Below are 23,927 nucleotides of genomic sequence, written 5' to 3'. Positions count from 1 at the left end.
TAATATTTTTGTAATATATTCGTAACTCTATTTAAAAAAGAAAAAATAAAGACATACATATTTTAAATATTCTGAAAATTCATTGTTTTACTTTTTCTCCTGTGATACTCTTATTTCATTATTTAAAATAAGAGGGTGACATCATGTTAAGTAAAGTAAGTGAATTTGCAACTAAGACATTTTTATTATGGATGTTTATTGCTGCTATTATAGGTTTTATATTTCCAACTCAACTAGCGACGATGGGTCAATTCGTCCCATGGCTATTAGGAATTGTGATGTTAGGCATGGGAATGACAATTAAACCTAGTGACTTTAAATTAGTTTTTAAAGAGCCGAGGTCTGTTATTATCGGAGTGATCTTACAATTCACTATTATGCCTACCTTGGCCTATACTATTGCTAAAATATTTAATTTACCAGCTGAGTTAGCAATTGGAGTGATTTTAGTTGGATGTTGTCCTGGCGGAACATCAAGTAATGTCATGAGTTATCTAGCTAATGCTAATGTCGCGTTATCTGTAGCGATTACAAGTGTATCTACTTTATTAGCACCATTTGTAACACCGGCTTTAATTTATTTATTTGCTCATGAGTGGTTACATGTATCATTTTTAAGTATGTTATGGTCGGTCATTCAAGTTGTTTTATTACCAATAATCATAGGATTCCTTTTACAACTTGCTTCCAAAAAAGTAACTCGGGAAGCTACTAAAATTTTACCAATTATTTCTGTAGTAGCGATTTCATTGATTTTAGCGGCTGTTGTTGGAGGGAGTAAATCACAAATTCTTAAAACTGGATTCCTTATTTTTATTGTAGTCATTTTACATAATGTAGTGGGCTATTTATTAGGTTATGTTTTAGCGCATGTATTCAAACTTGATAGAAGAGACAAAAAGGCCGTTTCTATTGAAGTTGGAATGCAAAATTCAGGTTTAGCTGTGTCTTTGGCAACTGTACATTTTAGTCCACTAGCAGCAGTGCCAGGAGCTGTATTCAGTTTTGTTCATAATATTTCTGGACCTATTCTTGCCAAATATTGGTCTAAACGTTAATGTAATATGTTAAACTTACCTATAATATTAAGTTTAAAGGAGAAATATCATGTATAAAGCAATAGTATTCGATTTTGATGGTACAATTGTCGATACTGAACAACATTTATTTAATATTATTAATAAGCATTTAATTAGTCATAAAGCAACACCAATTACACTCGATTTTTACCGTGAAAATATTGGTGGAGAAGCAAAGGATTTACACGAATATTTGGAACAGACGATTGGAAAAGATAATAAAGAAATTATTTATAAAGAACATCATCAAACAAGTAATCAATTAGAAATTAATCCTACGATTAAACAATTAATGAAATACTTGAAGCAACGTCATATTCCTATGGCAATTGCGACAAGTAGTTATAAAAAGGATATTTTTCCAGTATTTAAGAGTTTAGGTTTAGATGAATATATAAATATTATTGTTGGGAGAGAAAGTGTAGAATATGTAAAACCAGAGCCAGAACTTTATTTGACTGCTGTTCAGCAACTTAATTATTCTCCAACTCATTGTTTAGCTATTGAAGACTCTGTAAATGGTGCTACAGCTGCTTTTCGCGCTGGATTAGATGTTATAGTAAATACAAATGATATGACTCAAAAACAAGATTTCTCAACTATTCCATATATTGGTAAAGATTTAAATGGCGAAGAAATTATAAATCGTTTTTTTGAAAAGGGTCATGTGTGAATGACATGTCGTCGCAATTAATCATCTTCTTTTTAGCTGGACCCATTATTATCGGAATAGGAAATCTTGTTTTAGGTCCAATATTTAATAAACGTATTCCTTTTAGAGTTCGTATACGTTCATTCATGTTAGGATCAATGATATATCTTATACTTGCTTTTATAGCGTATTTCTTTTTGTTACAAGGCAAATTATAAAGTGACTGACCAATATAACAGTAAAAAAGGAACCTTTTTCTAAGGTTCCTTTTTTATTAAATAATTATTTTTAGAATAATTGTAAAGACTAATAAAACAATTAAAATCGCATCAATACCTACCATTACGGTAAATCTAGTGCTTTTAGATCCTTGAGATTTAGCTTGTTTCATTGCATTATAATTTGGTATGAGACTTAAAAATAATAAAACAATAATTAATATTATACCAATAGTGACTGACATATATTTATTCTCCTTTTCTTTTTTCAATCCATTCCCATATAAATCCTGCAATAATACCTACACAGATTCCTGTTAAAACACCGAACTTTGGAGAAGATAATAATGTTCCTATAATTAAAAAGATTATAACAGCGATAGATAAAGTAATACTAAATTTTATTTTACGTTGATCAGAATTAAAGATTGAAAATACAATTAAGTATAGTAAGAAAAATACTAAAGTTGCTAAAAGCGTTCGTAGTATAAGCAAACTTACCATGTGTTGTTGTTCACTAAAAAAGTTCAGTAAAAAGAACACAATAGCAAAAATAATAGATACCTTCATATCCTTTTTTAATAAATGCTGCATAAGGTTAAACTCCTTTAAGTCTATATAAGCAGTATAGCATACTGCTAAAGTATCAATTAAATATATTAATTTAGTAATATGATTCTCAACTAAAAATAACCCAATAACACAAATATTAGATTATTCATTTTTGCAAAAAGTAAAAAAATTTAAGTAAATTGACGAAACCGCTTTCGACAGAATTTAAAAAATATATTTTATTTTCTGAAAATTATAGTATAATAACTTCAATAAGGTAAAGGATATGTCGACTAAGAAAACGTAATAAATATTTTCTAAAGGTTAAAAGTATCGCACCTTAGTCCAAATAGAGATGGGGTATTTTTATGGATAATAATGAATTACATAGGGGACTGAGTGCACGTCAAATTAGAATGATTGCGCTGGGTGGGACAATCGGTGTAGGTTTATTTATGGGGGCAACAAGTACAATTAAATGGACTGGACCATCAGTTATTTTTGCGTATTTAATCGCAGGGATATTCTTATTTTTAATAATGAGAGCAATGGGAGAAATGATTTATTTAAATCCAACAACAGGTTCATTTGCAACATTTGCTAGTGAATACATACATCCAGCTGCTGGCTATATGACAGCGTGGAGTAATATATTCCAATGGATTGTCGTTGGGATGAGTGAAGTCATTGCCGTAGGTGAGTATATGAATTATTGGTTCCCTCATTTACCACAATGGATACCAGGCGTGATTGCAGTAGTATTATTATTAATAGCAAACTTAGCTTCAGTTAAAGCGTTTGGAGAATTTGAGTTTTGGTTTGCAATGATAAAAGTGGTAACAATTGTATTAATGATTATTGCTGGATTAGGATTGATTTTCTTTGGAATTGGTAATGGAGGACACCCTATCGGTATTTCTAACTTATGGAAACATGGTGGATTTATGCCAAATGGATTAGTTGGTTTCTTCTTTGCACTTTCAATCGTTATTGGTTCTTATCAAGGGGTTGAGCTAATTGGTATTACTGCAGGTGAAACAAAGAATCCTCAAAAGAATATTAAAAGTGCTGTAAATGGTGTTATATGGCGTATATTAATTTTTTATATAGGTGCTATTTTTGTTATTGTTTCAATATACCCTTGGAATCAATTAGAAAGTATTGGTAGTCCTTTTGTAGCTACATTCTCTAAAATTGGTATTACATTTGCCGCAGGTTTAATCAACTTTGTTGTATTAACTGCTGCATTATCAGGATGTAACTCTGGTATTTTTAGTGCAAGTCGTATGATATATACACTTGCTCAAAAAGGGCAAATGCCTAAAATCTTTACACGTGTAATGAAAAATGGTGTGCCATTTTATCCTGTATTAACTATTGCAATTGGTATTTTAATTGGAGCATTATTAAATGTTATTTTACCTTTATTTATAAAAGGCGCTGATAGTATTTTCGTGTATGTTTATAGTGCATCTATTTTACCAGGTATGATTCCATGGTTTATGATTTTAATCAGTCATATTCGTTTCAGAAAATTACATCCAGAACAGGTTGAAAATCATCCATTTAAAATGCCAGGAGGCACAATTTCTAGTGTTATGACAATTATCTTTTTACTCATTGTTTTAATTGGTATGTTATTTAATAAAGACACAGTTATTTCAGTGGTTATAGGTATTATTGTCTTAGCAGGGGTTACAGTGTATTACTTTATTCGCGGTCATCACAAAAATGATGCTATAAAAAGAGTAAAATAACGATAAAAATATATAATAAAAAATCTGAGACGTGCATAAACGTCTCAGATTTTTTAACGTTTGGATAGTAAATCCCTAAATTAAACATAGACTAATATCAAGTTTTTTTAATTGTAGACCGAGACCCCAACATAAAGTCATTCAAAAAGAACGTCGACGCCCAACATAAGTTGGGAATGAAGTGGAACAATGAGTTTTATCCCACTCCTTTTTTATTAATGTTTAAATTCAATTTTTGATAAATACTTGTGGTAATTATCTAATGAAATCTTTGACTGTGTCATATAGTCTAAAGAAGCGTGATAATTACGTGCTATAAAGCGGTAAAATATAATATCAATCGTATATAATTGTGCAAATAATGCAGTTGTCGCACTCATACACAGTTCGTTTTTATAATCTTCATTATACGTTAAAACTAAATCAGAATCTTTTGCAATTGAATTATTGTTAGAACTTGTAATTGTAATCATTGAAAGGTTAAAATCTTTAACGACTTTTACCATTGCTTGTAGTTCGCTCTGTTCACCACTATGGGTAATAAAAACGACACAATCATTTTTATTATGTGTAGACAACATTGTAGTTAGTAAATGTGTATCTTGAACTAATTGAATATTGAGACCAATACGGGATAATTTCTGATAAAATTCAAGCGCACACACGTATGAACTCCCATAACCATATAGAAAAATGGTATGTGCCTGTTTAAATGTTTCGCAAATAGCGTCAATAGTTTGGTGATCTATAAAATGATTACTTTGTTTTAACGACGCTTTAGTTTGAAAATATAATTTTTGTTTTAAGCTTTCTACTGATTCATTTTCTACTAACTTGATATTATACGGTGTGACTTGTTTAGGAAACCATTGCTTAATTTCATCGCGTATAGCTTTAAAATTTTGATTAATTAATTTTTGACTATAACGATTCATAGTAGACACACTAATATTAAGCTCATCTGCAATCGCTTCATTAGACATTGAAACTAATTTATGTGGAGAATTTAATATGAAACGTGAAAGTTTCTGTTCACTTTTAGAAGACGAAGCGTAGACTTCATCTATCCTACTTAAAATATTTGTCATCCAATCACCTAATTTATTAAAAGTTTTTCTTTCATCATAAATAGATAGATGAAAATGAAAACATCTCTATCTAGGCATGTGAATACATCATATATTACATCTAAATTCCCACAAATATCGATAAATAACTGTAAAGTGATTAAGTTAAGTAAAGGTTTACGTAACAGGATTACCGAAATAATGTGATATTCTCCCACCAATATGACATTATTTCGTGAATTAAAAAACAGTATGCAGTTTTTACTTAATATTAATCAAGCATTATTATACATACTATAAATTACAATGACAATTTACCTACTAAACTTATCGAAAAAATAAGGTTATTGATAATTATTAATTTGATTATAAACTTTATAAATATGATTTTGACGTTCTTGCAAATCGACGATTAAATTTCCATTTTTAAAATTTTGAAGAGGGATTTGTTTTAAATGAGTCATCAATTCATTGTATTGTTCGAAGCAATACGTTTGTGAATCAGAACAATGAGATGAAATACTATTTATTTGATTATGTTTAAAATGCGCACGACAATGATTAATAAAATTATTGTAATCTTTAATTCCCAAAGATAAATGTGCTATGTCCATAAAATAATAATATTTAGCTTTTTCTAGTAAAATTAATAATTGAATTAAAATGTGTTGATCGTATATTAAGGTTTTATAATGCATGGTATACTCATCCTTTAAAAGAGGGTGTTAAGGATATTTGGTATGTAAGCATTTAGTATTTGAGAATGAAAGTGAGAATACACGAAAATTTCTTCAATACTCACTTTATTCATTGTTTTTAGGTTGTAGAAATTCCTTATAGTTATGAATAGTAATATCGTATGTTTGAATTTTTTTTTCAAATGAATAAGAAATATCAACAATATTTAATATTGATAATTCACGAGTTCTACCGAATCCAATTTCATAAACAATAGCAAACCATTGACCGTTACGGCACAGTAAGCCGATGAATATCACATTTTCTGCAGTAATTTCATTATTTTCTGAAAAGTCAACAAGCATAACATGTCTTTCGTTACTATAAATTAAAATATCTGAAAACAAATGTGGTAATGTTAGAGAATGTGTATCTTCTAATTTAATATTATTGGAGATATGTTTCAGTATTTTTAGCATTTGTGTATTAGGTGTTTTTAAACATTGGTTTATAATTGAATGAATGTCTTGAGTGTAAGGTAATGTAGAGTGAGATTGACTTTCTTGCAAAGTTAAAAATAGTGCAATAAGTTCGGATTCATTTAATTTAAGATGAAAATAATGATCAGTATTTTGAATTTCATATCCACCGCGTCTTCCTTTATGAGCGTATATATGAACTCCTTTAGATTCTAAATCATCAATATCTCTAGTAATTGTACGGGTAGAGACATTAAATTGTTTTGCTAAATCAGACGCATTGATTTTATGTCCTTGTTGAATTAATGAAATAATTTGATTTTGTCTTTCCATTTTATTCAATATACTCACCACCTATGAACATTACATATTACATTAATTATAACATAAGACTGAGATTCAAGACATTTTTAGTAATAAGTTGATTGGAAGTGTAATAATAAACTATTTTTATTTAGAAAACGCTTACAATAATTAGATAATTATGCTAATATAGTATTTGTAACAGGGTAGAACGATTTCAAACAAAGGGGTAGGGGCTGTATAACAGATAGCTCAAGGTGAATCGTTCGGGTTACATCGAAACATCTTCAATATTTATTACTTACTTTCCTTTCTATTTTGTCGGCTAGCAAATGACTAGCCGATTTTTTATTTAAAAAAAATAATATGTTATATGATAAGATGAATAAAAACGTTGAGGTGACATCATGCAAAAACAACAACTTCAATTTATAGATAAACATATTACGGATTGGTTCCAACATTTAGATGGTATTATTCCTAATTTAATTAAAAACATGGTTACAGAAACAAAAGAAAATCGATTCGATTTAGTTACAAATGTAGATAAACAAATACAAAATGATTTCGAGGCCTATCTGGAAAAGTATTTTCCTACACATCAGTTATTAGCTGAAGAAAAAAATAATGAGGGTATTGAACCTTATCAGGGACACCTTTGGATTATGGACCCTATTGATGGAACAGCCAATTTAGTGAAACAACAAGAAGATTATTGTATTATTTTAGCTTACTTTGAAAATGGACAACCTAAATTATCTTATATTTATGACTACGCTCATAAAATAATATATAAAGCAATTGAAGGTAAGGGGGCCTTCATGAATAATGTCAAACTTGAGTCTCCAGAAGTATTATCGCTTAAAGATACTATTGTTTCATTTGGTTCAGAATACGTGAATGAAAAATTAAGTAAAGCTTTGTATCAATCGTCTTTTAGTGTGAGATATATAGGAGCTTGCGGATTAGATTCAGTGCGAGTGATAAAAGGACAATTTGGAGCACATTTTAATACTAATCCTAAACCTTGGGATATCGCAGCACAGTTTTTATTCGCCAGAGAATTAGGATTAGTGATGACACAGATGGATGGACAACATCTTGATTTCGCTAAAGGTGGCCCCTTTATTATTAGTAATAAAGGGTGCTACGAGGAGATATTAGCTATTATTAATGATAAACACTAATCCTTCTCTTCTTAGTTATTTAATATATTTCCTACTAAAGTTGTATAGTAAATTAAATCATTTAATATATAATAATGGAGATATATTTTAATATAAGTAGAATAGGAGGAGGAAGATGCAACGTCCTGATAGAAAAAAACGTTCCTCTAGTAAAATAATGAAATGGATTATTAGTATACTTGTTGTGTTAGCTGTCGTTACTGTAGCCGTTATCGCGACAACGATATTGATAACAGGTAATAAAATTCATAACCCGCTTCATCGTCAACAATCTGAATTGCGTTCTCATAATGTTAATTTAAAAAATGGAGATCCATTTACAATTGCCTTATTTGGTGTTGACTCTAATGCACAACGTAAAAGCACAAATGATGGTGAACGTAGTGATACAATAATGATTTTATCAGTGAATCCAAAGAAAAAAACGACTGAGCTTGTAAGTATTCCACGTGATACTCAAGCAGAAATCGTAGGAAGAGGTACAACTGAAAAAATAAATCATGCTTATGCTTATGGGGGGCCTACCATGGCTGTTAAATCATTAGAAAAACTAATGAATGTGCCAATAGACCACTACGCTACTATTGATATGGATGGATTACACGACATGATTGATTCGGTAGGCGGTGTTAACATAGTAAGTAATGATACATTTACAGTTCAAGGTACAACATTTACTAAAGGGCAATCTACTCATGTTGATGGAGATACAGCCATGGCATTTATTAGAAGTCGTAAAGAAACAGGTGCAGGTGGTGATTTTGGACGTCAAGAACGTCAACAACTAGTTTTACAAGCTATGGCAAATAAAATGGTTAGTTCTTCAGCGATTACACATTTGCCATCATTAATTACTCAAATTCAAAAGAACGTCACAACTGATTTAACATTAGGGGATTTAAATGAAATTAGAAGTCATTATAAAGAGGCTAATGATACAGTTAATCGTCATCAGCTAGAAGGGACAGGTAGTATTCAAAATGATGGATTATGGTATTTTATTCCTAATGAAAGTTCAAAAGTGCAAATGACAGAGGTATTAAATAATAATTTGAAAAAATAAAAAAAATATATAGCAATTAAAAAATCTGAGACTAATTTATAGGTCTCAGATTTTTTATTTAAAGATATAAAAATTTAAAAGTATATTCTTTATTTAAAAGAATAAAGAAAGGTCAATAGATATGATTGAAAGCCTTAACATTATATGATTTTAGTTATACAATAATATTAATTCTGTATTGAATATGGGGAAATAATACAGAATCTTAATGAAATTGGTTGTTTATGGAATATAAATATAAGGTGGGGAAAGCAATGCAAGAACATTTAGTTTTAACCCTAGATGATGTGGATTACCTTGTAGAACCTGGAACAAATTTACTTGAATTTATTAAATCTCGTGATACTTTCGTTCCTTCAATTTGCTATAACGAATCCATGGGTCCAATTCAAACCTGTGATACTTGCATGGTTGAAATTGATGGTAAAGTTGAACGAGCGTGTAGTACAGTAGTTGACCGTCCGATGTCAGTCAATACTCAAAATAAACGAGTGAAAGCTAGCCAAAAAGAAGCATTAGATAGAATTTTAGAAAAACATATGCTGTATTGTACAGTATGTGATTATAATAACGGTGATTGTGAGATTCACAATGCAATGGATGCATGGGGATTACAAGAACAATCATATGAATATAAAACAAAGCCTTATGAGAAAGATTATGGTCCTTTCTATCGTTATGACCCAGACCAATGTATCCTATGTGGTAGATGTGTAGAAGCATGTCAAGATGTGGAAGTTAACGAAACACTTTCTATAGATTGGGATCGTGAGCACCCACGTGTGATTTGGGATAATGATGTTCCAATAAATGAATCGTCTTGTGTATCATGTGGTCAATGTGCGACAGTGTGTCCATGTAATGCAATGATGGAAGTCAATATGGAGGGCAATGCGGGATATTTAACTGATACAGAACCGGGTTCATTAGCATCTATGATTGATTTAACTAAAAAAGCTGAACCAGGTGATGGATTGTTATTTGCTGTGTCGGATTCTGAAGCAGAGATGCGTAAAGAAAGAATTAACAAAACTAAAACAGTATGTACATATTGTGGTGTAGGATGTTCATTTGATGTATGGACAAAAGATAGAGAAATCTTAAAAGTTCAACCATCACACGACTCTCCAGCAAATAAAATCTCTACTTGTGTAAAAGGCAAATTCTCGTGGGGACACATTAATTCGGATCAACGTTTAACTAAACCTTTAGTACGTAAAAATGGTGAATTTCATGAGGTTGAATGGGAAGAAGCCCTCGATGTTATAGAAAAGAACTTTAAGCGCATTAAAAATGAATATGGTGGCGATCACCTAGCATTTATCGCCTCTTCAAAAGGTACAAACGAAGAGTCATACTTAATGCAAAAACTTTCTCGCCAAGTATTTGGTTCAAATAATATTGATAATTGTTCGAGATATTGTCAAGCACCTGCTACAAAAGGATTATTTAGAACGGTAGGACATGGCGGGGACTCAGGTTCTATTGATGACTTGGAAAAAGCAACTATGACGGTACTTATTGGTACAAATACAGCAGAAGCACATCCAGTTATTGCTTCAAGAATTAAACGTGCACAGAAATTGTTTGGACAAAGAATGCATGTCTTTGATATTCGTAAACATGAAATGGCTGAACGTGCAGATGAATTTTATCAACCTAAACCTGGTACAGACTTAGTATGGTTGAGCGCTGTGACAAAATATATTATCGATCATCATTTACATGATATTGAATTTATTAAAGAGTGGGTTGACAATTTTGATGAGTATTATGAATCATTAACTCCATTTTCATTAGAATATACTGAAGAGGTTACAGGAGTTTCAAAAGCGCGATTAATTAGTTTTGCGGAAGAATGCGCAAAAGCAGAATCTGTAGCTATTTGTTGGGCAATGGGTGTCACACAACAAGATATTGGTAGTGATACAAGTACAGCAATTTCAAATCTTCTTCTTGTAACAGGTAACTATAGAAGACCTGGCACAGGGGCTTATCCATTACGTGGCCACAATAATGTTCAAGGTGCAAGTGATATGGGAAGTATGCCGGACCAATTTCCAGGTTATCAAATGATACACAATGATGAAATTAGATCGAAATTTGAGAAAGAGTATGGTGTTACATTGAATCCAACGCCTGGTCGGGATAATCATCAAATGATGGATGGTATTCATGAAGGACAAATTCATTCACTATATTTGTATGGTGAAGATACTGGAATTGTAGATTCAAATATTAACTATGTACAATCTGCATTAGAAAAAGTTGAATTTTTGGTAGTTCAAGATGAATTTTTAACATTTACAGCAACGTATGCAGATGTTGTGTTACCAGCTAGTCCTTCATTAGAAAAAGATGGCACATATACAAATACAGAGCGTAGAATCCAACGTATTAATCAAGCACTATCACCTTTAGGTGACTCAAAACCTGACTGGGTAATTTTCCAATTGATTGCTAAAAGAATGGGCTTTGATTGGAATTATAGTCATCCTTCAGAAATCATGGACGAAATTGCACGCTTAACACCGTCTTATTCAGGTGTTAGCTATGAAAGATTAGAAGGTTTTAACAGTTTACAATGGCCTGTAGCACCAGATGGTACAGATCAACCTACATTATATCTTGATGGCTTTAATTTCGATAATAAACGTGCAAAATTATTTGAATTAACATTTGATAATTTCTTTAAAGAAGATGAAGTATATGATTTACATGTAAATAATGGTCGCGTACTAGAACATTTCCATGAAGGAAATATGACATATCAAACAGAAATGATTAAATATAAAATGCCTCACGCATTTGTAGAAATTTCACCTGAATTAGCCAAAGATCGCGATATCCATGAGGGTGCAGAAGTAAAACTTATTTCTGATACAGGAGAAGCTACTTTAGTTGCTACAATTACTGATAGAGTTAAAGGAAAAGAAATATATATTCCTTTAAATAATGATGCTATGAGTAATGGTGATATAGGTGCTATAAATAAATTAACTAATAGTGACGTGGATTATGCTACACACACACCATCTTATAAACGTACACATTGTCGTTTAGAGGTTATAACTAGAAAAGGTAAATCTCCTTTAAATCCAACGAATTTCCGTGTAGATAAACATCGTCATCCGCAATATAGTGTCCAAGTTCAGAAAAAATGGAAACGTAAGGATTATATTTTCCCAGGAAATGTGGTGGATTAATATGGCTGAAAGAATAACTAAAATTAATCGTCTTGAAAAATCAAAAGAACAACTTAAGTTGGAAAGTTTGAATGAAGTTACAAATGCAATTGTTGAAAATAAGGATAGTATTTTAAAAGCTATTCGTATTATTAAAAATTTAGATGATGCAAAACTCTTAGATGCTATTAACGGTGGTATTAAAGGTCGTCAAGTTATTATAAATAAATTCGCTACGGAATTAAATAAAGATATGTATACTGGACTCATTACAAATTTAGCTCCAATGGTATTTATGCTTGGGAATTTAGAAGTTAAAGAACTAAGTCAATTTTTAAATAAACTTAATAGTGGCTTACAAGTAGCTAATCAAGCAAGTCCAAATGCCAAAACGACAATACGAAGCTTAATGAGTGTATTAAAAGATGATGATATGAATCGTAGCTTAACGTACATGATAAATTTACTTAAAGGTATGTCTAGAGAATAAATTGAATATATACGACTCCTTAATATAAGAACGAAATGACTTATGTTGAGGAGTTTTTTTAGAAATGAATTTGTAAAATATAGTATACATCCATTATGATAAAGTAGAGTGTATAAATTAAAGTGTAAGGAGAGAGGACTTATTCATCCAAATATTATTAAAATAATGACTATTATTTCTAATATTTTTGTTGTATTAGGAATTATATTTTTAATTATGATGAAATTAATGTTAGCGATAGCAATGTTTGCCGTTTCATTGGCAATTAGTCTTGTTATTTTTAATGTATTATTTCGAGATCGTACGGGCATGAAAATTATTATTAATATTTCGTTTGCCATCGTCATTATTGCTATTATAGTTGCATACAGTATGTTATCTAAATAAGACAATTAGAGGAATTTCAATTTATGAAATATAGAAATAGTAATCAGTTACGTTTATCTATTATACTTTTTATTATTGTTCTCATCATATTGATTGTATTACTTTGTATCAATCATAAGGATATACTACGTAATGATCGAAGATACAGTTTTCAAGAGGCCCTTCAAAAGCAAACCCAATCGAACCAATTAAATACCATTGATAAAAATAATCAGTTTGTTCTAGCGAATAATAATGAAGTGAAAAGAGCAATGAGTATTTCTAAAAAAGACAATGATTTAAAATATATGGATCTATCTAAAACGGTTCCAATGAATGAAGATGAGGTAAAACATATACTTAAAAATAAAGGTATTTTAACAGATCAGGCTCAAACATTTTTAAAAGCCCAAGATAAGTATCAAGTGAATATTATATATTTAATGAATCATGCAATCATAGAAACAGCAAATGGTCAATCCGAACTGGCTAATGGTATTAAAGAGAATAATCATAAATACTATAATTTTTTTGGAATTGGTGCATTTGATCAAGATGCCATTGCTACTGGTCATAGTTATGCTAAAGAACATAATTGGACAACACCAAGTAAAGCAATTATGGGCGGTGCAGCTTTTATTCGTCATCAATATTTTGAAAACGAACAAATTACGCTTTATCAAATGAGATGGAATCCTAAAAATCCAGGGTCTCATCAATATGCGAGTGATATTGAGTGGGCAGATAAAATTGCAGATAATATGAAAAAAGATTATGAACGTTTGGGTATAAAAAAAGATAAGATACGTAGGAATTACTATATATCTAATAAATAGAGATATTGAGGTGTAATAGAATGAAAGTTGCAGTGATAGGTGCTGGTATCGCAGGTTTAACGGTTGCAGCACTTTTACAAGAACAAGGGCATGATGTCAAAGTCTTTGAGAGAAAGACTGATATTAAAGAAGTAGGTGCAGGTATTGGTATCGGTGATAACGTTTTAAAAAAACTCGGTAATCATGATTTAGCTAAAGGTATCAAAAATGCCGGACAAAATTTAAAATCATTAAATATCTATAGCGATAAAGGTGATTTGCTTACATCTGCTAAGTTGAAAGAGGGAACATTAAATGTGACATTATCTCGTCAGTCATTAATAGAGTTAATATCTTCATATGTAAAACCTAATACTGTATTTACTGATTATGAAGTGACTAAAGTGGATGTTCAATCTGAACTGCCAATGCTTCATTTCTCAAAACATGCAAGTCAGACGTTTGATTTATGTATTGGAGCGGATGGTATTCATTCAATCGTTAGAAAAGCATTATTCCCAGACTCTAAAGTGATTTATCAAGGTTATACATGCTTTAGAGGAATGATAGATGAAGCGGACATAATGAATCAATATACAGCAGATGAATATTGGGGAAGACGTGGACGCGTGGGCATTGTGCCTCTAATTAATAATCAAGCCTATTGGTTTATTACAATTAATGCAAATGAAAAAGATCCTAAATATGTATCATTTGAAAAACCACATTTGCAGGCTTATTTTAATCATTATCCTAATCAAGTGAGGGCATTGTTAGATAAACAAAGTGAAACAGGTATTATTAAAAACGATTTATATGATTTAAAACCTTTAACTTCATTTGTACATCGTCGTACAGTCTTATTAGGAGATGCTGCCCATGCAATGACGCCAAACATGGGTCAGGGCGCAGGACAAGCAATGGAAGATGCTATCGTTTTAGCTAATTGTATCGCTTCTTATGACTTAGAAAAAGCATTACAGCGATATAATAAATTACGTGTAAAACATACTAAAAAAGTAATAAAACGTTCTCGAAAAGTCGGAAATATCGCTCAAAAAGATAATAAACTAGTTGTTGCATTGCGCAATGCTATCATGAAACGTATGCCAAAACGATTTTTTAGTGGTCAAACTAAATTTTTATATAAAACAAAAGACAAATAAGGAGTTATCATAGAATTCACTATGGATTCTATGATAACTCCTTATTTTATTTAACCTTATTTTTTATTAACAACAAATTGCGGTTCTTCACCATTCAATTTTTTAATTGTATCATTAGCTACAATTTTAGACATCATTTCACGAGCTTCGAACGTAGCATTACCAATGTGTGGCGTAATGACTACGTTATCTAAAGATTTCAAGCCTTCAGTAATATCTGGCTCAAATTCATACACATCGAGAGCTGCACCTTCAATATCTTTATGCTTCAATGCATCAACAAGTGCTTGTTCATTAACGATTGGTCCACGCCCTGCATTGACTAAATAAGCAGTAGATTTCATTTTTTTAAATTGTTCTGAATCAATCATGTGGTGTATATCTGGATTGTAAGCAGCATTGATTGTAATAAAATCAGAGTGTTCTAATAATGTATCTAAATCAACGTATTTAGCACCAATTTCACGTTCTTTTTCCTTTTTTTGGTGAGGACCTGTATAAAGGATATCCATATCAAATCCTTTTGCACGTTTAGCTACTGCACTACCAATTTCTCCAAATCCGATAATACCAAGTGTTTTGCCTGAGACTTCACGGCCTCTAAAGAATAATGGCGCCCAACCATCAAATCCTTTTGTACGAGAAAGTTTGTCACCTTCAACAATACGACGAGCAATTGCTAATACTAAGCCGAATGTTAATTCAGCAGTTGCAGCTGTAGATGCTTTTGGTGTATTTGTAACATCAATGTTTTTTTCACGTGCATAATCTACATCTACATTATTAAATCCAGCGCCATAATTGGCAATAATTTTAAGATTTTCACCACTGTCAATTACTTCTTTATCTACATTAGTGGATAAAATACTAATTAAAGCAGAAGCATCTTTGACACCTTTTTTTAATGTTTCTTTATCGATGATACCTTCACCTTCATACATGTCTACTTCAAAATGTTCTTTGAGTAGATTTAAACCAGCTTCTGGAATTTTACCAGCTATATATACTTTTTCCATCCATCTCACTCCTTTGTATTCTTTCAAATTAAGTATAATGGAAGAAAGATAGGGACACAAAGAATTTATATGAATAAAGTTACTGTATTATTTTTAAAGCAATTACGGATATTAAGATTAAACCAATACAAAATATACGAATAAATTTTTTTGATTCATTATAGAAAATCATACCTACAATGGTACCTCCAGCAGTCCCGATCCCTGTCCATATTGCATAGGCAGTTCCCATCGAAATCGTCTGCATAGATAGTTTTAAAGTACTAAAACTAAATATAAAAGTAAGCGCACCTAGTAGAATATATATTTTTTTATGTGTACGATTCAGTTCATTTAAGAAAACAACACCTAAAATCTCAAAGCATCCTGCAACTAAAAGGTATAACCACGCCATTTTATAGACCTCCTTCAGATTGGTCATCAGTAGAAAGCTTTAATCCGATAATACCTATAATTAATAAAATAATAAATAATAATTTCATAAGTGAAATGACGTGATTAATAAATAACATATCAACGATAACTGTTCCTGCAGCGCCTATACCAACAAAGACAGCATAAACAGTACCTACTGGAAGTTGTTTTGTCGCAGAAAGCATTAAATAAAAACTTAAAGCAATAAATAATAAAGTGATGAGCCAAGTAAACGTATTATGAGCGTAATTTAAACACGTAACCCAAACAACTTCTATCAATCCAGATAAAATGACCTTTAACCATTGCATTATATCCATTACTCCTTATAATATTTTTGATAAGTAAAAATATTTTCTCAAACAATTATGAGTTATGCAATTTTAGAAAATAAAAAAGTGAGAAAGAATTCATTATGAATTCATTTTCTCACTTTTAAATTAATGAAAATATAATCTTAAAGGTTATCTTAAACGGTAATATATTTATATTCAAGTTATATCAATCTTAGATATTTACGATAAATGAATATAATTATAAGCACTTACTTCGCTTGCTGAAATTGTACGTGTATCAGTCACGTATGCGCCACCTGTGTAATTCATTTCTGAAATTGTAATTGATCCATCACTATTTACACTTTCTACATAAGCCACATGTCCTAAACTTCCTGCTGTCAGTGTTGATAATGTAATTCATTTTTTCATAAATAAAGTCCTCCCAAATACTATTCAACAATAGGATAATTTTAGCGATATGTTGAATATGTTTTAACATTAACTTGTCGCTATTAACGATAAGTCATACTTTATCAGATAAAAACATGTAGTAGGGCATTGTTACTTTACCGTAAATAAAATTCAAAATTCTTGCACAACTATGTAATAAAAATCTGTTTAATATTTCTTGCAAACTGCACGTTTGCTATACATTTTCTAATTTTTTGAAAATATTAATAGAATTTATATTACAGCACCTTGTAATAAACTTATTTTATATAAAGATATATACATAAAGGATAAGCGGTTACATTTATGGAGATTTATGTGATATCATACTACTAATAGTGTTTGTAAAAATTTAAATTAGGCTATAGAATAAAATAATACTATTTTGAAGATGCAGTATTTATATCTGCATCTTTATTTATTGATAATAATTTTTTTAGATGACTATTAAAAATTCTAAATAGAGAAATGAGGAATGATAACTATGAAAATTGCAATAGTAGGATCAGGAAATGGTGCGGTTACAGCTGCAGTAGATATGGTCAATCAAGGACATGAAGTCAAATTATATTGTCGAAATTCATCAATTCACAAATTTGATAGAGCGTTAGAAAAAGGTGGATTTGATTTTAATAATGAAGGTCATGAAACGTTTGTACCTTTTACAAATATTAGTGATGATATTGAATATGTATTAAAAGATGCAGAAGTGATACAAGTAGTGATTCCTTCATCTTACATTGAATATTATGCAAAAGTGATGTCTCATTATATAACGGCGGAACAAATTATTTTCTTTAATATCGCAGCAGCTATGGGATCAATTCGATTTATGAATGTATTAGAAGAACGTCATATTAATATTCAACCTAAATATGCAGAAGCTAATACCCTTACTTACGGAACACGTGTAGATTTTGAAGAGGCTCGAGTGGATTTATCTCTTAATGTAAGAAAAGTCTTTTTCTCAACGTACAATAAGAGAGAGTTAAATGAATGTTTTGATAAAGTGAGCCAATTGTATCCACAATTAGTAAAAGAAGAAAGTTTGTGGAAAACGAATCTAGAAAATGGAAATCCTGAAGTTCATCCAGCTCCTACACTATTAAATGTAGGTCGTATAGATTATGCAGATACATTTGCATTATATAAAGAAGGTATCACAAAACACACAGTGCGACTTTTACATGCTGTAGAATTAGAACGTCTAACTTTAGGGCGTAAATTAGGTTTTGAATTATTAACTGCTAAAGAAGCGCGTATTCAACGAGGTTATCTAGAACGTAAAGACGAGGATGAACCGCTAAATCGTTTATTTAATACAAGTCCTGTATTTTCACAAATTCCAGGACCGAACTCTGTAGAAAATCGTTATCTTACTGAAGATATCGCATATGGACTTGTATTATGGTCAAGTTTAGGACGTGAAATTGGTGTAGATACACCGAATATTGATGCGATAATTACGATTGCCTCGACTATTCTCGAACGTGATTTCTTTAATGAAGGGCTAACAGTAGAAGAACTTGGTTTAGATAAATTAGGATTAAAATAAGTATAATGTTTGGTATAGAAAAGAGGTCTTAAGAAAAAAGAAAAAGGAGCAGATATATGAAAAGAAAACCCACATTTCTAGAAGCAATATCTACAATTATTGTCATGGTAATAGTTGTTACAATTGGATTTATTAAATTCAATATCCCTATTCAAGTATTGTTACTTATCGCCTCAACCTACGCTGCTTTTATTGCTATGCGTGTTGGTTTAAAATGGAAGGATTTGGAAGAAGGAATTACACATCGATTGACAACAGCTATGCCTGCTATTTTCATTATTTTGGCTGTAGGTATTATTGTAGGTAGCTGGATGTACGCAGGTACTGTACCTGCATTAATCTACTATGGACTTAAGTTTTTGAATCCTAGTTATTTTCTAATTTCAGCATTTATCATTTCGGCTATATGTAGTTTAGCAACCGGAACAGCTTGGGGGTCTGCGTCTACAGCTGGGATTGCCTTAATATCTATTGGAAGTCAACTTGGTATAAATCAAGGAATGGCAGCAGGTGCAATTATTGCAGGTGCAGTATTTGGAGATAAAATGTCACCTTTATCAGATACAACCAATCTTGCTGCACTCGTAACAAAAGTAAACATTTTTTCTCATATTAGAGCAATGATGTGGACAACCATTCCAGCATCAATCATTGGACTTATCGTATGGTTTTTTGCAGGATTAAATTCCCAAGGTAATGTAAATACTAAGCAAATAAAAGTACTTTTAAATGAACTATCTAGTATTTATAATATTAATTTTTTTGTATGGATTCCTTTAATTGTGATTATCATTTGTTTAATATTTAAAATTTCAACTGTTCCATCTATGCTTGTTTCAGCGTTGAGTGCTATTTTGATAGGTAAGTTTAATAATGGATTTAAATTTGTAGATGGTTTTAAAGCAACGTTTGATGGTTTTACATCATCTATGACTGGGCATTCTCATGTTACCGAAAATGCAAAAACATTGATTGAACAAGGTGGAATGATGAGTATGACACAAATCATTGTGACCATTTTTTGTGGTTATGCATTTGCAGGTATTGTAGAGAAATCTGGTTGTTTAGATGTAATGTTACAAACTGTTGCAAAAGGTGTTAAATCTGTTGGTACCCTCGTTCTTATTACTGTGCTATCGTCCCTAATGTTGGTGTTTGCTGCTGGTGTGGCGTCAATTGTTATTATTATGGTTGGGGTACTTATGAAAGACATGTTTGAAGATATGAATTTAGATAGAAGTAATTTATCTCGTACATTAGAAGATTCCAGTACTATGGTTCTACCATTAATTCCTTGGGGAACATCTGGTATTTACTATGCGCAACAATTAGGAGTTTCAGTTGATCAATTCTTTATTTGGGCAGTACCATGTTATTTATGTTCTATATTAGCAATTATTTATGGATTTACTGGCATTGGAATACGTAAAAAAATAAATTAAATGATTAATTCGATGTTTAATTCCCTTACAATATGGAAATAACAAATTAGGATTAAAGTATTAATGAGAAACATAGTAGCGATGTTATTTAAAAAAATACATTCATTTTAGATATCCTAAAAAATGAATTAAAAGTGGATTTAATTTTTGTGGCGAGAATTCAATCCATAATAACGAATTTGATTAATATGATAACTTAAAGCGTTCTAAACACTAAAGTTTCGAACGCTTTTTGTATGTATGCATAAAAAAAGATTTAGAATTCATATTGAATTCTAAATCTTTTTTCTTTATCAATTTAATTAATGAATGAAATTATATGAAGCAGCTTCACTTGAAGAAAGTGTACGAGATGTTACTACACCTACACCATGTCCATAATTCATTTCAGATACTGTGATTGAACCATTACTATTTACACTTTCAACATATGCTACGTGACCGTAAGCACCAGCAGTAGATTGCATAATTGCACCTGCAGATGGACGGTTATTTACTGTGTAACCAGCAGATGCTGCAGCATTTGCCCAGTTATTTGCGTTACCCCAAGTTGAACCGATTTTACCACCTACACGGTCATATACATAATATGTACATTGGCCAGAAGTATAGTAGTTTCTACCTGAGCTAACAGAGTTAGAAATTGAAACACCTGTTGATGACGGTGCAGTTACAGTAGTTACTTTTACATTACTATTAGAAGTAGAAGCAGAAGCTGAACCTAAACCACCAGTTTGTTGATTATTTGTTGTGTAAGATTGTGTTGGATTACTAGCAACTTGATTTGAGTTATTAGTATGATAGTTGTTATAACTATATGTTGAATTTGTATTAGAATAATTATTATATGTATTGTAGTTATAATTATAATTATAGTTAGAATGATTTAAACGATCTGGGCTCCAGTTACCTTTCCAAGTGTAATGGTAGTTACCTTGTTGATCGATAGTGTAAGAGTAGCTATATGAAGTAGGATCGTTTGGATTATATCCTTGTTCAGCTGCATGAGCTTCGTGTCCTTGTCCGGCGATAGCAATTGCGGCAACTCCTGCAGTAGCGATTGTAGCTGTAGCGATTTTTTTCATTATAAATTTCCTCCTGAGAATTAAATTAATATTATTTTATATTTAATAGTCATTTGTTAACTTAGTCTTTAAATCATTTTACTTAACGACAAGAAATACTTTATCAAAAAAATTACAATTTGTGGGGAATGTTAATGATTTGTAATTTTTCGATAATATAAAAGCTTGTAAATTTAATTATTAGTAATATTTTTTAATATAAAAAAAGCTATTATGACAGTGTTTACAGAAGAATATGAAAAAAATACTCATTTTCTTGTAATCTTTTTGTAAAATAATAGAAAAATAATTTATAACAAAATAATTTAGCCTATTGAATTATTCCTTGATTAAACAAATACTAAAAAATCATTTTATATGTCCTCTTTATACATAAATAAAGTAAGTTTATATTGAAAAACAATAAAATCATACTATAAGATAATAAAGTGATAAAATAAGTCAAAATATTGCTACTGCTAATACCGAAATAAAACATAAAATTGTATATGAAGATAGATCTCCGATACGCATACACAAGTATCGAAGCGATAATTCAATAGAATTAAGTGGTGAATAAAGGGGAGAAATGTCATCGCTTATATCTAGTCTTTATATTACAAACGAGAGGAAAGACGTATGATAGATAATTTTTCGGTAAAGCTTTTAAAAAATACGAGAATAGTAAAACAAAAAGAATCCAATATCAAACTTATATATTGGTTAAAGGGTTCTGGAAAAATAAATTTAGACTTAGATACATATAATATGAAAAAAAGAGATCTCGTATTTATTATGTTAAATGATTTATATTCGATAGAAGGCGAAACGAACTCTGTTATTGCAATAATTGAAATTTCATTCACAGATTATTTAAGATTTGCAGACGATTATATCAGACAAAAAGGATATAAATTTTCTTCTATTGAACGAAAACAATTAGAATCATTTATTATTAATCTTCTTGAATTTGAAAGTCGAAAACCTCGACTTCCACACATAAGGGATAAATTAGTTAAACATTTATGTGTAGAATTAGGTTATATTCAAAGAAAACATCGTCAAAACTATAAACTAGACAATCCACTTGTAGATGAAGTTCATGAATATATTATTGAACATCATCATGAAAAGATTAATAAACAAGCATTAGCGAATTCACTTGATATGTCTAACAAAGAGTTAAGTCAAGTGATTAAATTTCATACACCTTATCATAATATTGCTCAATATATTAATGATATTCGTTTGAAATTATGTTTACTTGATATTTTAGATAGCAGTGAATTTATTCAAGATATTGCTTATAAACATGGATTTAATCATTTTCCGAGATTTATTGCATTATTTAGTAAGAAATATGGGATGACTCCAGGTCAAGCACGAAAAAAACAATTTGCTCCAATATATAAGACTACCGAAACGGTTGAAATATCTTTAGATTATGAAGCACAGTTACTTATAGCTGAGGCCAAAAGTAACTATCATACCTAAAATAGGATTAAGTCCAATAATAAGTAAAAAGATAAAGTATTTAGACCTTTACTCATACTTAATATGAAGTAAGTATATGTATGATATAGAGATAAACTTAAAACACTTTAAAATTGTATCGCAATACTAAAGTCTGTCTTCTAGAATTGTTGTATAAATTGCGAGGTGGCGACTATCATGACAAAAAATGATATGGATGTACTATTATTTTATCTTTTATTTTATAAAGCAGTCGATGAACTTTTAAAATATTCTAAAAACCTAAATATTGAACACTTAAATGTACTATATGCTATTATTGATTATCATAAAACGAGCCATCAAGGTATGGATATTGAAACACTAATGAAAAAAACGTATTTATCTAAACGAACTTTACTTTATCTTGTGAGCCATTTGTATCACGAAAATTGGATTTTTAAATCTTATGATGCAAATGATCAACGAAGATTAAGAATCTTGCCTGTAGAAATGTATGAAAGAAAAATGAATCATTTATTATTAGAAATTGGAGAATTACTTGAAAATAACTATCTTAAAACATCAATCAAGAATATGAATTATTGCAAGTTAACATATCTAATTACTATTTATAAAGTTTTAAGTAAGATTGAAAAAAATATTAAGCACTATCAGTTAAGTTTAAATGATTTGCTTGTTTTAGGCATTATTTGGTTGAATCAAAATGATATCTCGTTGAAATCGATAAACTATTTTTCGCGTTGTCAGTCTATAAATATAAATTTAGTAATTAAACGATTACAACAAAGTGGTTATATTTTGAAAAAAAGAGATGATCTAGATGAACGTAGAGTATGTATAAAGTTAAATATGTCAAAAAAGAAAGAGATTCATGATATCTTGAGTCATTGTAGTAAAATGATAAAAAAGGAATTAACATTATAATTTGTTTCAAAAAATAAAAATAACTAGTGATGTAAGAAAGGCTTATTCTCATACATTACTAGTTATTTTAGGTGTATAACGCATGAAATAATTATGTATAATTTAATTTGGCAAATGAGATTTTAATATATAATATCATTTTAATTTCATAAAAATATTGAAATATTATACTTAAATGTTATAAAATAATTTTTATAGCATAAGAAATGTTTAGTGTTGTAGTAGTTAGTATACATGAACCTTGTAGCAAC

24 protein-coding genes and 1 pseudogene are annotated in these 23,927 nt (G+C 30.3%); 15 read left to right on the top strand and 10 right to left on the bottom strand.

Annotated elements, in window-relative coordinates; genetic code table 11:
- The first annotated feature begins 143 nt into the window (after positions 1-143).
- The 3 genes from HMPREF2561_RS01860 to HMPREF2561_RS10555 are packed head-to-tail and all read left to right on the top strand — an operon-like array spanning position 144 to position 1,949.
- The gene (locus tag HMPREF2561_RS01860; protein WP_017174899.1) at positions 144-1,058 is read left to right on the top strand and encodes a bile acid:sodium symporter family protein; all 915 of its coding nucleotides are present in this window, start codon (positions 144-146) and stop codon (positions 1,056-1,058) included.
- A gap of 49 nt (positions 1,059-1,107) precedes the next feature.
- Positions 1,108-1,752 carry an HAD-IA family hydrolase gene (locus tag HMPREF2561_RS01855; RefSeq protein WP_017174898.1) on the top strand — a complete coding sequence of 215 codons (645 nt, stop codon included), beginning with the start codon at positions 1,108-1,110 and terminating at the stop codon, positions 1,750-1,752.
- Positions 1,753-1,757: 5 nt separating this feature from the next.
- Entirely contained in the window at positions 1,758-1,949 is a 192-nt protein-coding gene (locus tag HMPREF2561_RS10555) for a hypothetical protein (RefSeq protein WP_080979238.1), read from the top strand.
- 56 nt (positions 1,950-2,005) lie between these two features.
- On the opposite strand, the gene HMPREF2561_RS01850 is transcribed toward HMPREF2561_RS10555, so the two are convergent.
- Both HMPREF2561_RS01850 and HMPREF2561_RS01845 read right to left on the bottom strand, forming a co-directional pair.
- The gene (locus HMPREF2561_RS01850; protein WP_002448560.1) at positions 2,006-2,194 is read right to left on the bottom strand and encodes a hypothetical protein; all 189 of its coding nucleotides are present in this window, start codon (positions 2,192-2,194) and stop codon (positions 2,006-2,008) included.
- 4 nt (positions 2,195-2,198) lie between these two features.
- Positions 2,199-2,543 carry a hypothetical protein gene (locus HMPREF2561_RS01845; protein ID WP_017174897.1) on the bottom strand — a complete coding sequence of 115 codons (345 nt, stop codon included), beginning with the start codon at positions 2,541-2,543 and terminating at the stop codon, positions 2,199-2,201.
- 326 nt (positions 2,544-2,869) lie between these two features.
- On the opposite strand from HMPREF2561_RS01845, the gene HMPREF2561_RS01840 reads away from it, so the two are divergent.
- The gene (locus tag HMPREF2561_RS01840) at positions 2,870-4,258 is read left to right on the top strand and encodes an amino acid permease (RefSeq protein WP_019835274.1); all 1,389 of its coding nucleotides are present in this window, start codon (positions 2,870-2,872) and stop codon (positions 4,256-4,258) included.
- Positions 4,259-4,473: 215 nt separating this feature from the next.
- Here HMPREF2561_RS01840 and HMPREF2561_RS01835 read toward each other — a convergent pair whose 3' ends face one another.
- From HMPREF2561_RS01835 to HMPREF2561_RS01825, 3 genes are all read right to left on the bottom strand, one after another.
- The gene (locus HMPREF2561_RS01835) at positions 4,474-5,346 is read right to left on the bottom strand and encodes a MurR/RpiR family transcriptional regulator (protein WP_017174895.1); all 873 of its coding nucleotides are present in this window, start codon (positions 5,344-5,346) and stop codon (positions 4,474-4,476) included.
- 323 nt (positions 5,347-5,669) lie between these two features.
- The gene (locus HMPREF2561_RS01830) at positions 5,670-6,023 is read right to left on the bottom strand and encodes a hypothetical protein (protein ID WP_017174894.1); all 354 of its coding nucleotides are present in this window, start codon (positions 6,021-6,023) and stop codon (positions 5,670-5,672) included.
- Between the two features lie 105 nt (positions 6,024-6,128).
- The gene (locus HMPREF2561_RS01825) at positions 6,129-6,824 is read right to left on the bottom strand and encodes a helix-turn-helix transcriptional regulator (RefSeq protein ID WP_070436506.1); all 696 of its coding nucleotides are present in this window, start codon (positions 6,822-6,824) and stop codon (positions 6,129-6,131) included.
- A 368-nt stretch (positions 6,825-7,192) separates the two neighbouring features.
- Between HMPREF2561_RS01825 and HMPREF2561_RS01820 the strand changes: the two genes are divergently transcribed.
- From HMPREF2561_RS01820 to HMPREF2561_RS01790, 7 genes are all read left to right on the top strand, one after another.
- Positions 7,193-7,972 carry an inositol monophosphatase family protein gene (locus HMPREF2561_RS01820; protein WP_048762118.1) on the top strand — a complete coding sequence of 260 codons (780 nt, stop codon included), beginning with the start codon at positions 7,193-7,195 and terminating at the stop codon, positions 7,970-7,972.
- A 115-nt stretch (positions 7,973-8,087) separates the two neighbouring features.
- Positions 8,088-9,035 carry an LCP family protein gene (locus HMPREF2561_RS01815; RefSeq protein WP_017174891.1) on the top strand — a complete coding sequence of 316 codons (948 nt, stop codon included), beginning with the start codon at positions 8,088-8,090 and terminating at the stop codon, positions 9,033-9,035.
- A gap of 254 nt (positions 9,036-9,289) precedes the next feature.
- On the top strand, positions 9,290-12,241 hold the full coding sequence (fdhF, locus tag HMPREF2561_RS01810; RefSeq protein WP_070443421.1) for a formate dehydrogenase subunit alpha: 2,952 nt from the start codon (positions 9,290-9,292) through the stop codon (positions 12,239-12,241).
- Between the two features lies 1 nt (position 12,242).
- Positions 12,243-12,710, top strand: a complete 468-nt coding sequence (locus tag HMPREF2561_RS01805; protein ID WP_048762114.1) for a helical membrane plugin domain-containing protein — start codon at positions 12,243-12,245, stop codon at positions 12,708-12,710.
- Positions 12,711-12,875: 165 nt separating this feature from the next.
- Positions 12,876-13,097, top strand: a complete 222-nt coding sequence (locus HMPREF2561_RS01800; protein WP_017174888.1) for a hypothetical protein — start codon at positions 12,876-12,878, stop codon at positions 13,095-13,097.
- 23 nt (positions 13,098-13,120) lie between these two features.
- Positions 13,121-13,912, top strand: a complete 792-nt coding sequence (locus tag HMPREF2561_RS01795; RefSeq protein WP_048762113.1) for an N-acetylglucosaminidase — start codon at positions 13,121-13,123, stop codon at positions 13,910-13,912.
- Positions 13,913-13,932: 20 nt separating this feature from the next.
- Positions 13,933-15,057 carry an FAD-dependent oxidoreductase gene (locus HMPREF2561_RS01790; RefSeq protein WP_070468270.1) on the top strand — a complete coding sequence of 375 codons (1,125 nt, stop codon included), beginning with the start codon at positions 13,933-13,935 and terminating at the stop codon, positions 15,055-15,057.
- Positions 15,058-15,113: 56 nt separating this feature from the next.
- Here the strand turns inward: HMPREF2561_RS01790 and HMPREF2561_RS01785 are convergent, their stop codons facing one another.
- The 4 genes and pseudogenes from HMPREF2561_RS01785 to HMPREF2561_RS10550 all read right to left on the bottom strand — a co-directional run.
- Complete coding sequence (locus HMPREF2561_RS01785; protein ID WP_017174885.1) at positions 15,114-16,073, bottom strand: 2-hydroxyacid dehydrogenase family protein; 960 nt, start codon at positions 16,071-16,073, stop codon at positions 15,114-15,116.
- 79 nt (positions 16,074-16,152) lie between these two features.
- Entirely contained in the window at positions 16,153-16,467 is a 315-nt protein-coding gene (locus HMPREF2561_RS01780) for a DMT family transporter (RefSeq protein WP_017174884.1), read from the bottom strand.
- A 1-nt stretch (position 16,468) separates the two neighbouring features.
- The gene (locus tag HMPREF2561_RS01775; RefSeq protein ID WP_048681895.1) at positions 16,469-16,798 is read right to left on the bottom strand and encodes a DMT family transporter; all 330 of its coding nucleotides are present in this window, start codon (positions 16,796-16,798) and stop codon (positions 16,469-16,471) included.
- Positions 16,799-17,002: 204 nt separating this feature from the next.
- Positions 17,003-17,158, bottom strand: a pseudogene (locus HMPREF2561_RS10550) (CHAP domain-containing protein); the annotation flags it as partial.
- Between the two features lie 541 nt (positions 17,159-17,699).
- On the opposite strand from HMPREF2561_RS10550, the gene HMPREF2561_RS01770 reads away from it, so the two are divergent.
- Both HMPREF2561_RS01770 and nhaC read left to right on the top strand, forming a co-directional pair.
- Complete coding sequence (locus HMPREF2561_RS01770; RefSeq protein ID WP_002448510.1) at positions 17,700-18,770, top strand: NAD/NADP-dependent octopine/nopaline dehydrogenase family protein; 1,071 nt, start codon at positions 17,700-17,702, stop codon at positions 18,768-18,770.
- A 56-nt stretch (positions 18,771-18,826) separates the two neighbouring features.
- The gene (gene nhaC, locus HMPREF2561_RS01765; protein ID WP_048680488.1) at positions 18,827-20,212 is read left to right on the top strand and encodes a Na+/H+ antiporter NhaC; all 1,386 of its coding nucleotides are present in this window, start codon (positions 18,827-18,829) and stop codon (positions 20,210-20,212) included.
- A gap of 302 nt (positions 20,213-20,514) precedes the next feature.
- On the opposite strand, the gene HMPREF2561_RS01760 is transcribed toward nhaC, so the two are convergent.
- Positions 20,515-21,297, bottom strand: coding sequence for a CHAP domain-containing protein (locus HMPREF2561_RS01760; protein WP_049420000.1), 783 nt, complete (start codon positions 21,295-21,297; stop codon positions 20,515-20,517).
- Between the two features lie 618 nt (positions 21,298-21,915).
- Here HMPREF2561_RS01760 and HMPREF2561_RS01755 point away from each other — a divergent pair.
- Entirely contained in the window at positions 21,916-22,770 is an 855-nt protein-coding gene (locus HMPREF2561_RS01755) for a helix-turn-helix transcriptional regulator (protein WP_049379338.1), read from the top strand.
- Positions 22,771-22,947: 177 nt separating this feature from the next.
- Positions 22,948-23,676, top strand: a complete 729-nt coding sequence (locus HMPREF2561_RS01750) for a transcriptional regulator, SarA/Rot family (protein ID WP_017174878.1) — start codon at positions 22,948-22,950, stop codon at positions 23,674-23,676.
- Positions 23,677-23,927 lie beyond the last annotated feature (251 nt).

This window comes from Staphylococcus sp. HMSC069E10 (genome assembly GCF_001809205.1).
Taxonomy (GTDB): domain Bacteria; phylum Bacillota; class Bacilli; order Staphylococcales; family Staphylococcaceae; genus Staphylococcus; species Staphylococcus hominis.
Note: the sequence above shows the minus strand (reverse complement) of the source record. Positions and strands in the feature narration are given on the sequence as shown.

Coding starts and splice junctions, on each gene's coding strand:
- HMPREF2561_RS01860 (WP_017174899.1), top strand. CDS start 144: ATGTTAAGTAAAGTAAGTGAATTTGCAACTAAGACATTTTTATTATGG.
- HMPREF2561_RS01855 (WP_017174898.1), top strand. CDS start 1,108: ATGTATAAAGCAATAGTATTCGATTTTGATGGTACAATTGTCGATACT.
- HMPREF2561_RS10555 (WP_080979238.1), top strand. CDS start 1,758: ATGTCGTCGCAATTAATCATCTTCTTTTTAGCTGGACCCATTATTATC.
- HMPREF2561_RS01850 (WP_002448560.1), bottom strand. CDS start 2,194: ATGTCAGTCACTATTGGTATAATATTAATTATTGTTTTATTATTTTTA.
- HMPREF2561_RS01845 (WP_017174897.1), bottom strand. CDS start 2,543: ATGCAGCATTTATTAAAAAAGGATATGAAGGTATCTATTATTTTTGCT.
- HMPREF2561_RS01840 (WP_019835274.1), top strand. CDS start 2,870: ATGGATAATAATGAATTACATAGGGGACTGAGTGCACGTCAAATTAGA.
- HMPREF2561_RS01835 (WP_017174895.1), bottom strand. CDS start 5,346: ATGACAAATATTTTAAGTAGGATAGATGAAGTCTACGCTTCGTCTTCT.
- HMPREF2561_RS01830 (WP_017174894.1), bottom strand. CDS start 6,023: ATGCATTATAAAACCTTAATATACGATCAACACATTTTAATTCAATTA.
- HMPREF2561_RS01820 (WP_048762118.1), top strand. CDS start 7,193: ATGCAAAAACAACAACTTCAATTTATAGATAAACATATTACGGATTGG.
- HMPREF2561_RS01815 (WP_017174891.1), top strand. CDS start 8,088: ATGCAACGTCCTGATAGAAAAAAACGTTCCTCTAGTAAAATAATGAAA.
- fdhF (WP_070443421.1), top strand. CDS start 9,290: ATGCAAGAACATTTAGTTTTAACCCTAGATGATGTGGATTACCTTGTA.
- HMPREF2561_RS01805 (WP_048762114.1), top strand. CDS start 12,243: ATGGCTGAAAGAATAACTAAAATTAATCGTCTTGAAAAATCAAAAGAA.
- HMPREF2561_RS01800 (WP_017174888.1), top strand. CDS start 12,876: ATGACTATTATTTCTAATATTTTTGTTGTATTAGGAATTATATTTTTA.
- HMPREF2561_RS01795 (WP_048762113.1), top strand. CDS start 13,121: ATGAAATATAGAAATAGTAATCAGTTACGTTTATCTATTATACTTTTT.
- HMPREF2561_RS01790 (WP_070468270.1), top strand. CDS start 13,933: ATGAAAGTTGCAGTGATAGGTGCTGGTATCGCAGGTTTAACGGTTGCA.
- HMPREF2561_RS01785 (WP_017174885.1), bottom strand. CDS start 16,073: ATGGAAAAAGTATATATAGCTGGTAAAATTCCAGAAGCTGGTTTAAAT.
- HMPREF2561_RS01780 (WP_017174884.1), bottom strand. CDS start 16,467: ATGGCGTGGTTATACCTTTTAGTTGCAGGATGCTTTGAGATTTTAGGT.
- HMPREF2561_RS01775 (WP_048681895.1), bottom strand. CDS start 16,798: ATGCAATGGTTAAAGGTCATTTTATCTGGATTGATAGAAGTTGTTTGG.
- HMPREF2561_RS01770 (WP_002448510.1), top strand. CDS start 17,700: ATGAAAATTGCAATAGTAGGATCAGGAAATGGTGCGGTTACAGCTGCA.
- nhaC (WP_048680488.1), top strand. CDS start 18,827: ATGAAAAGAAAACCCACATTTCTAGAAGCAATATCTACAATTATTGTC.
- HMPREF2561_RS01760 (WP_049420000.1), bottom strand. CDS start 21,297: ATGAAAAAAATCGCTACAGCTACAATCGCTACTGCAGGAGTTGCCGCA.
- HMPREF2561_RS01755 (WP_049379338.1), top strand. CDS start 21,916: ATGATAGATAATTTTTCGGTAAAGCTTTTAAAAAATACGAGAATAGTA.
- HMPREF2561_RS01750 (WP_017174878.1), top strand. CDS start 22,948: ATGACAAAAAATGATATGGATGTACTATTATTTTATCTTTTATTTTAT.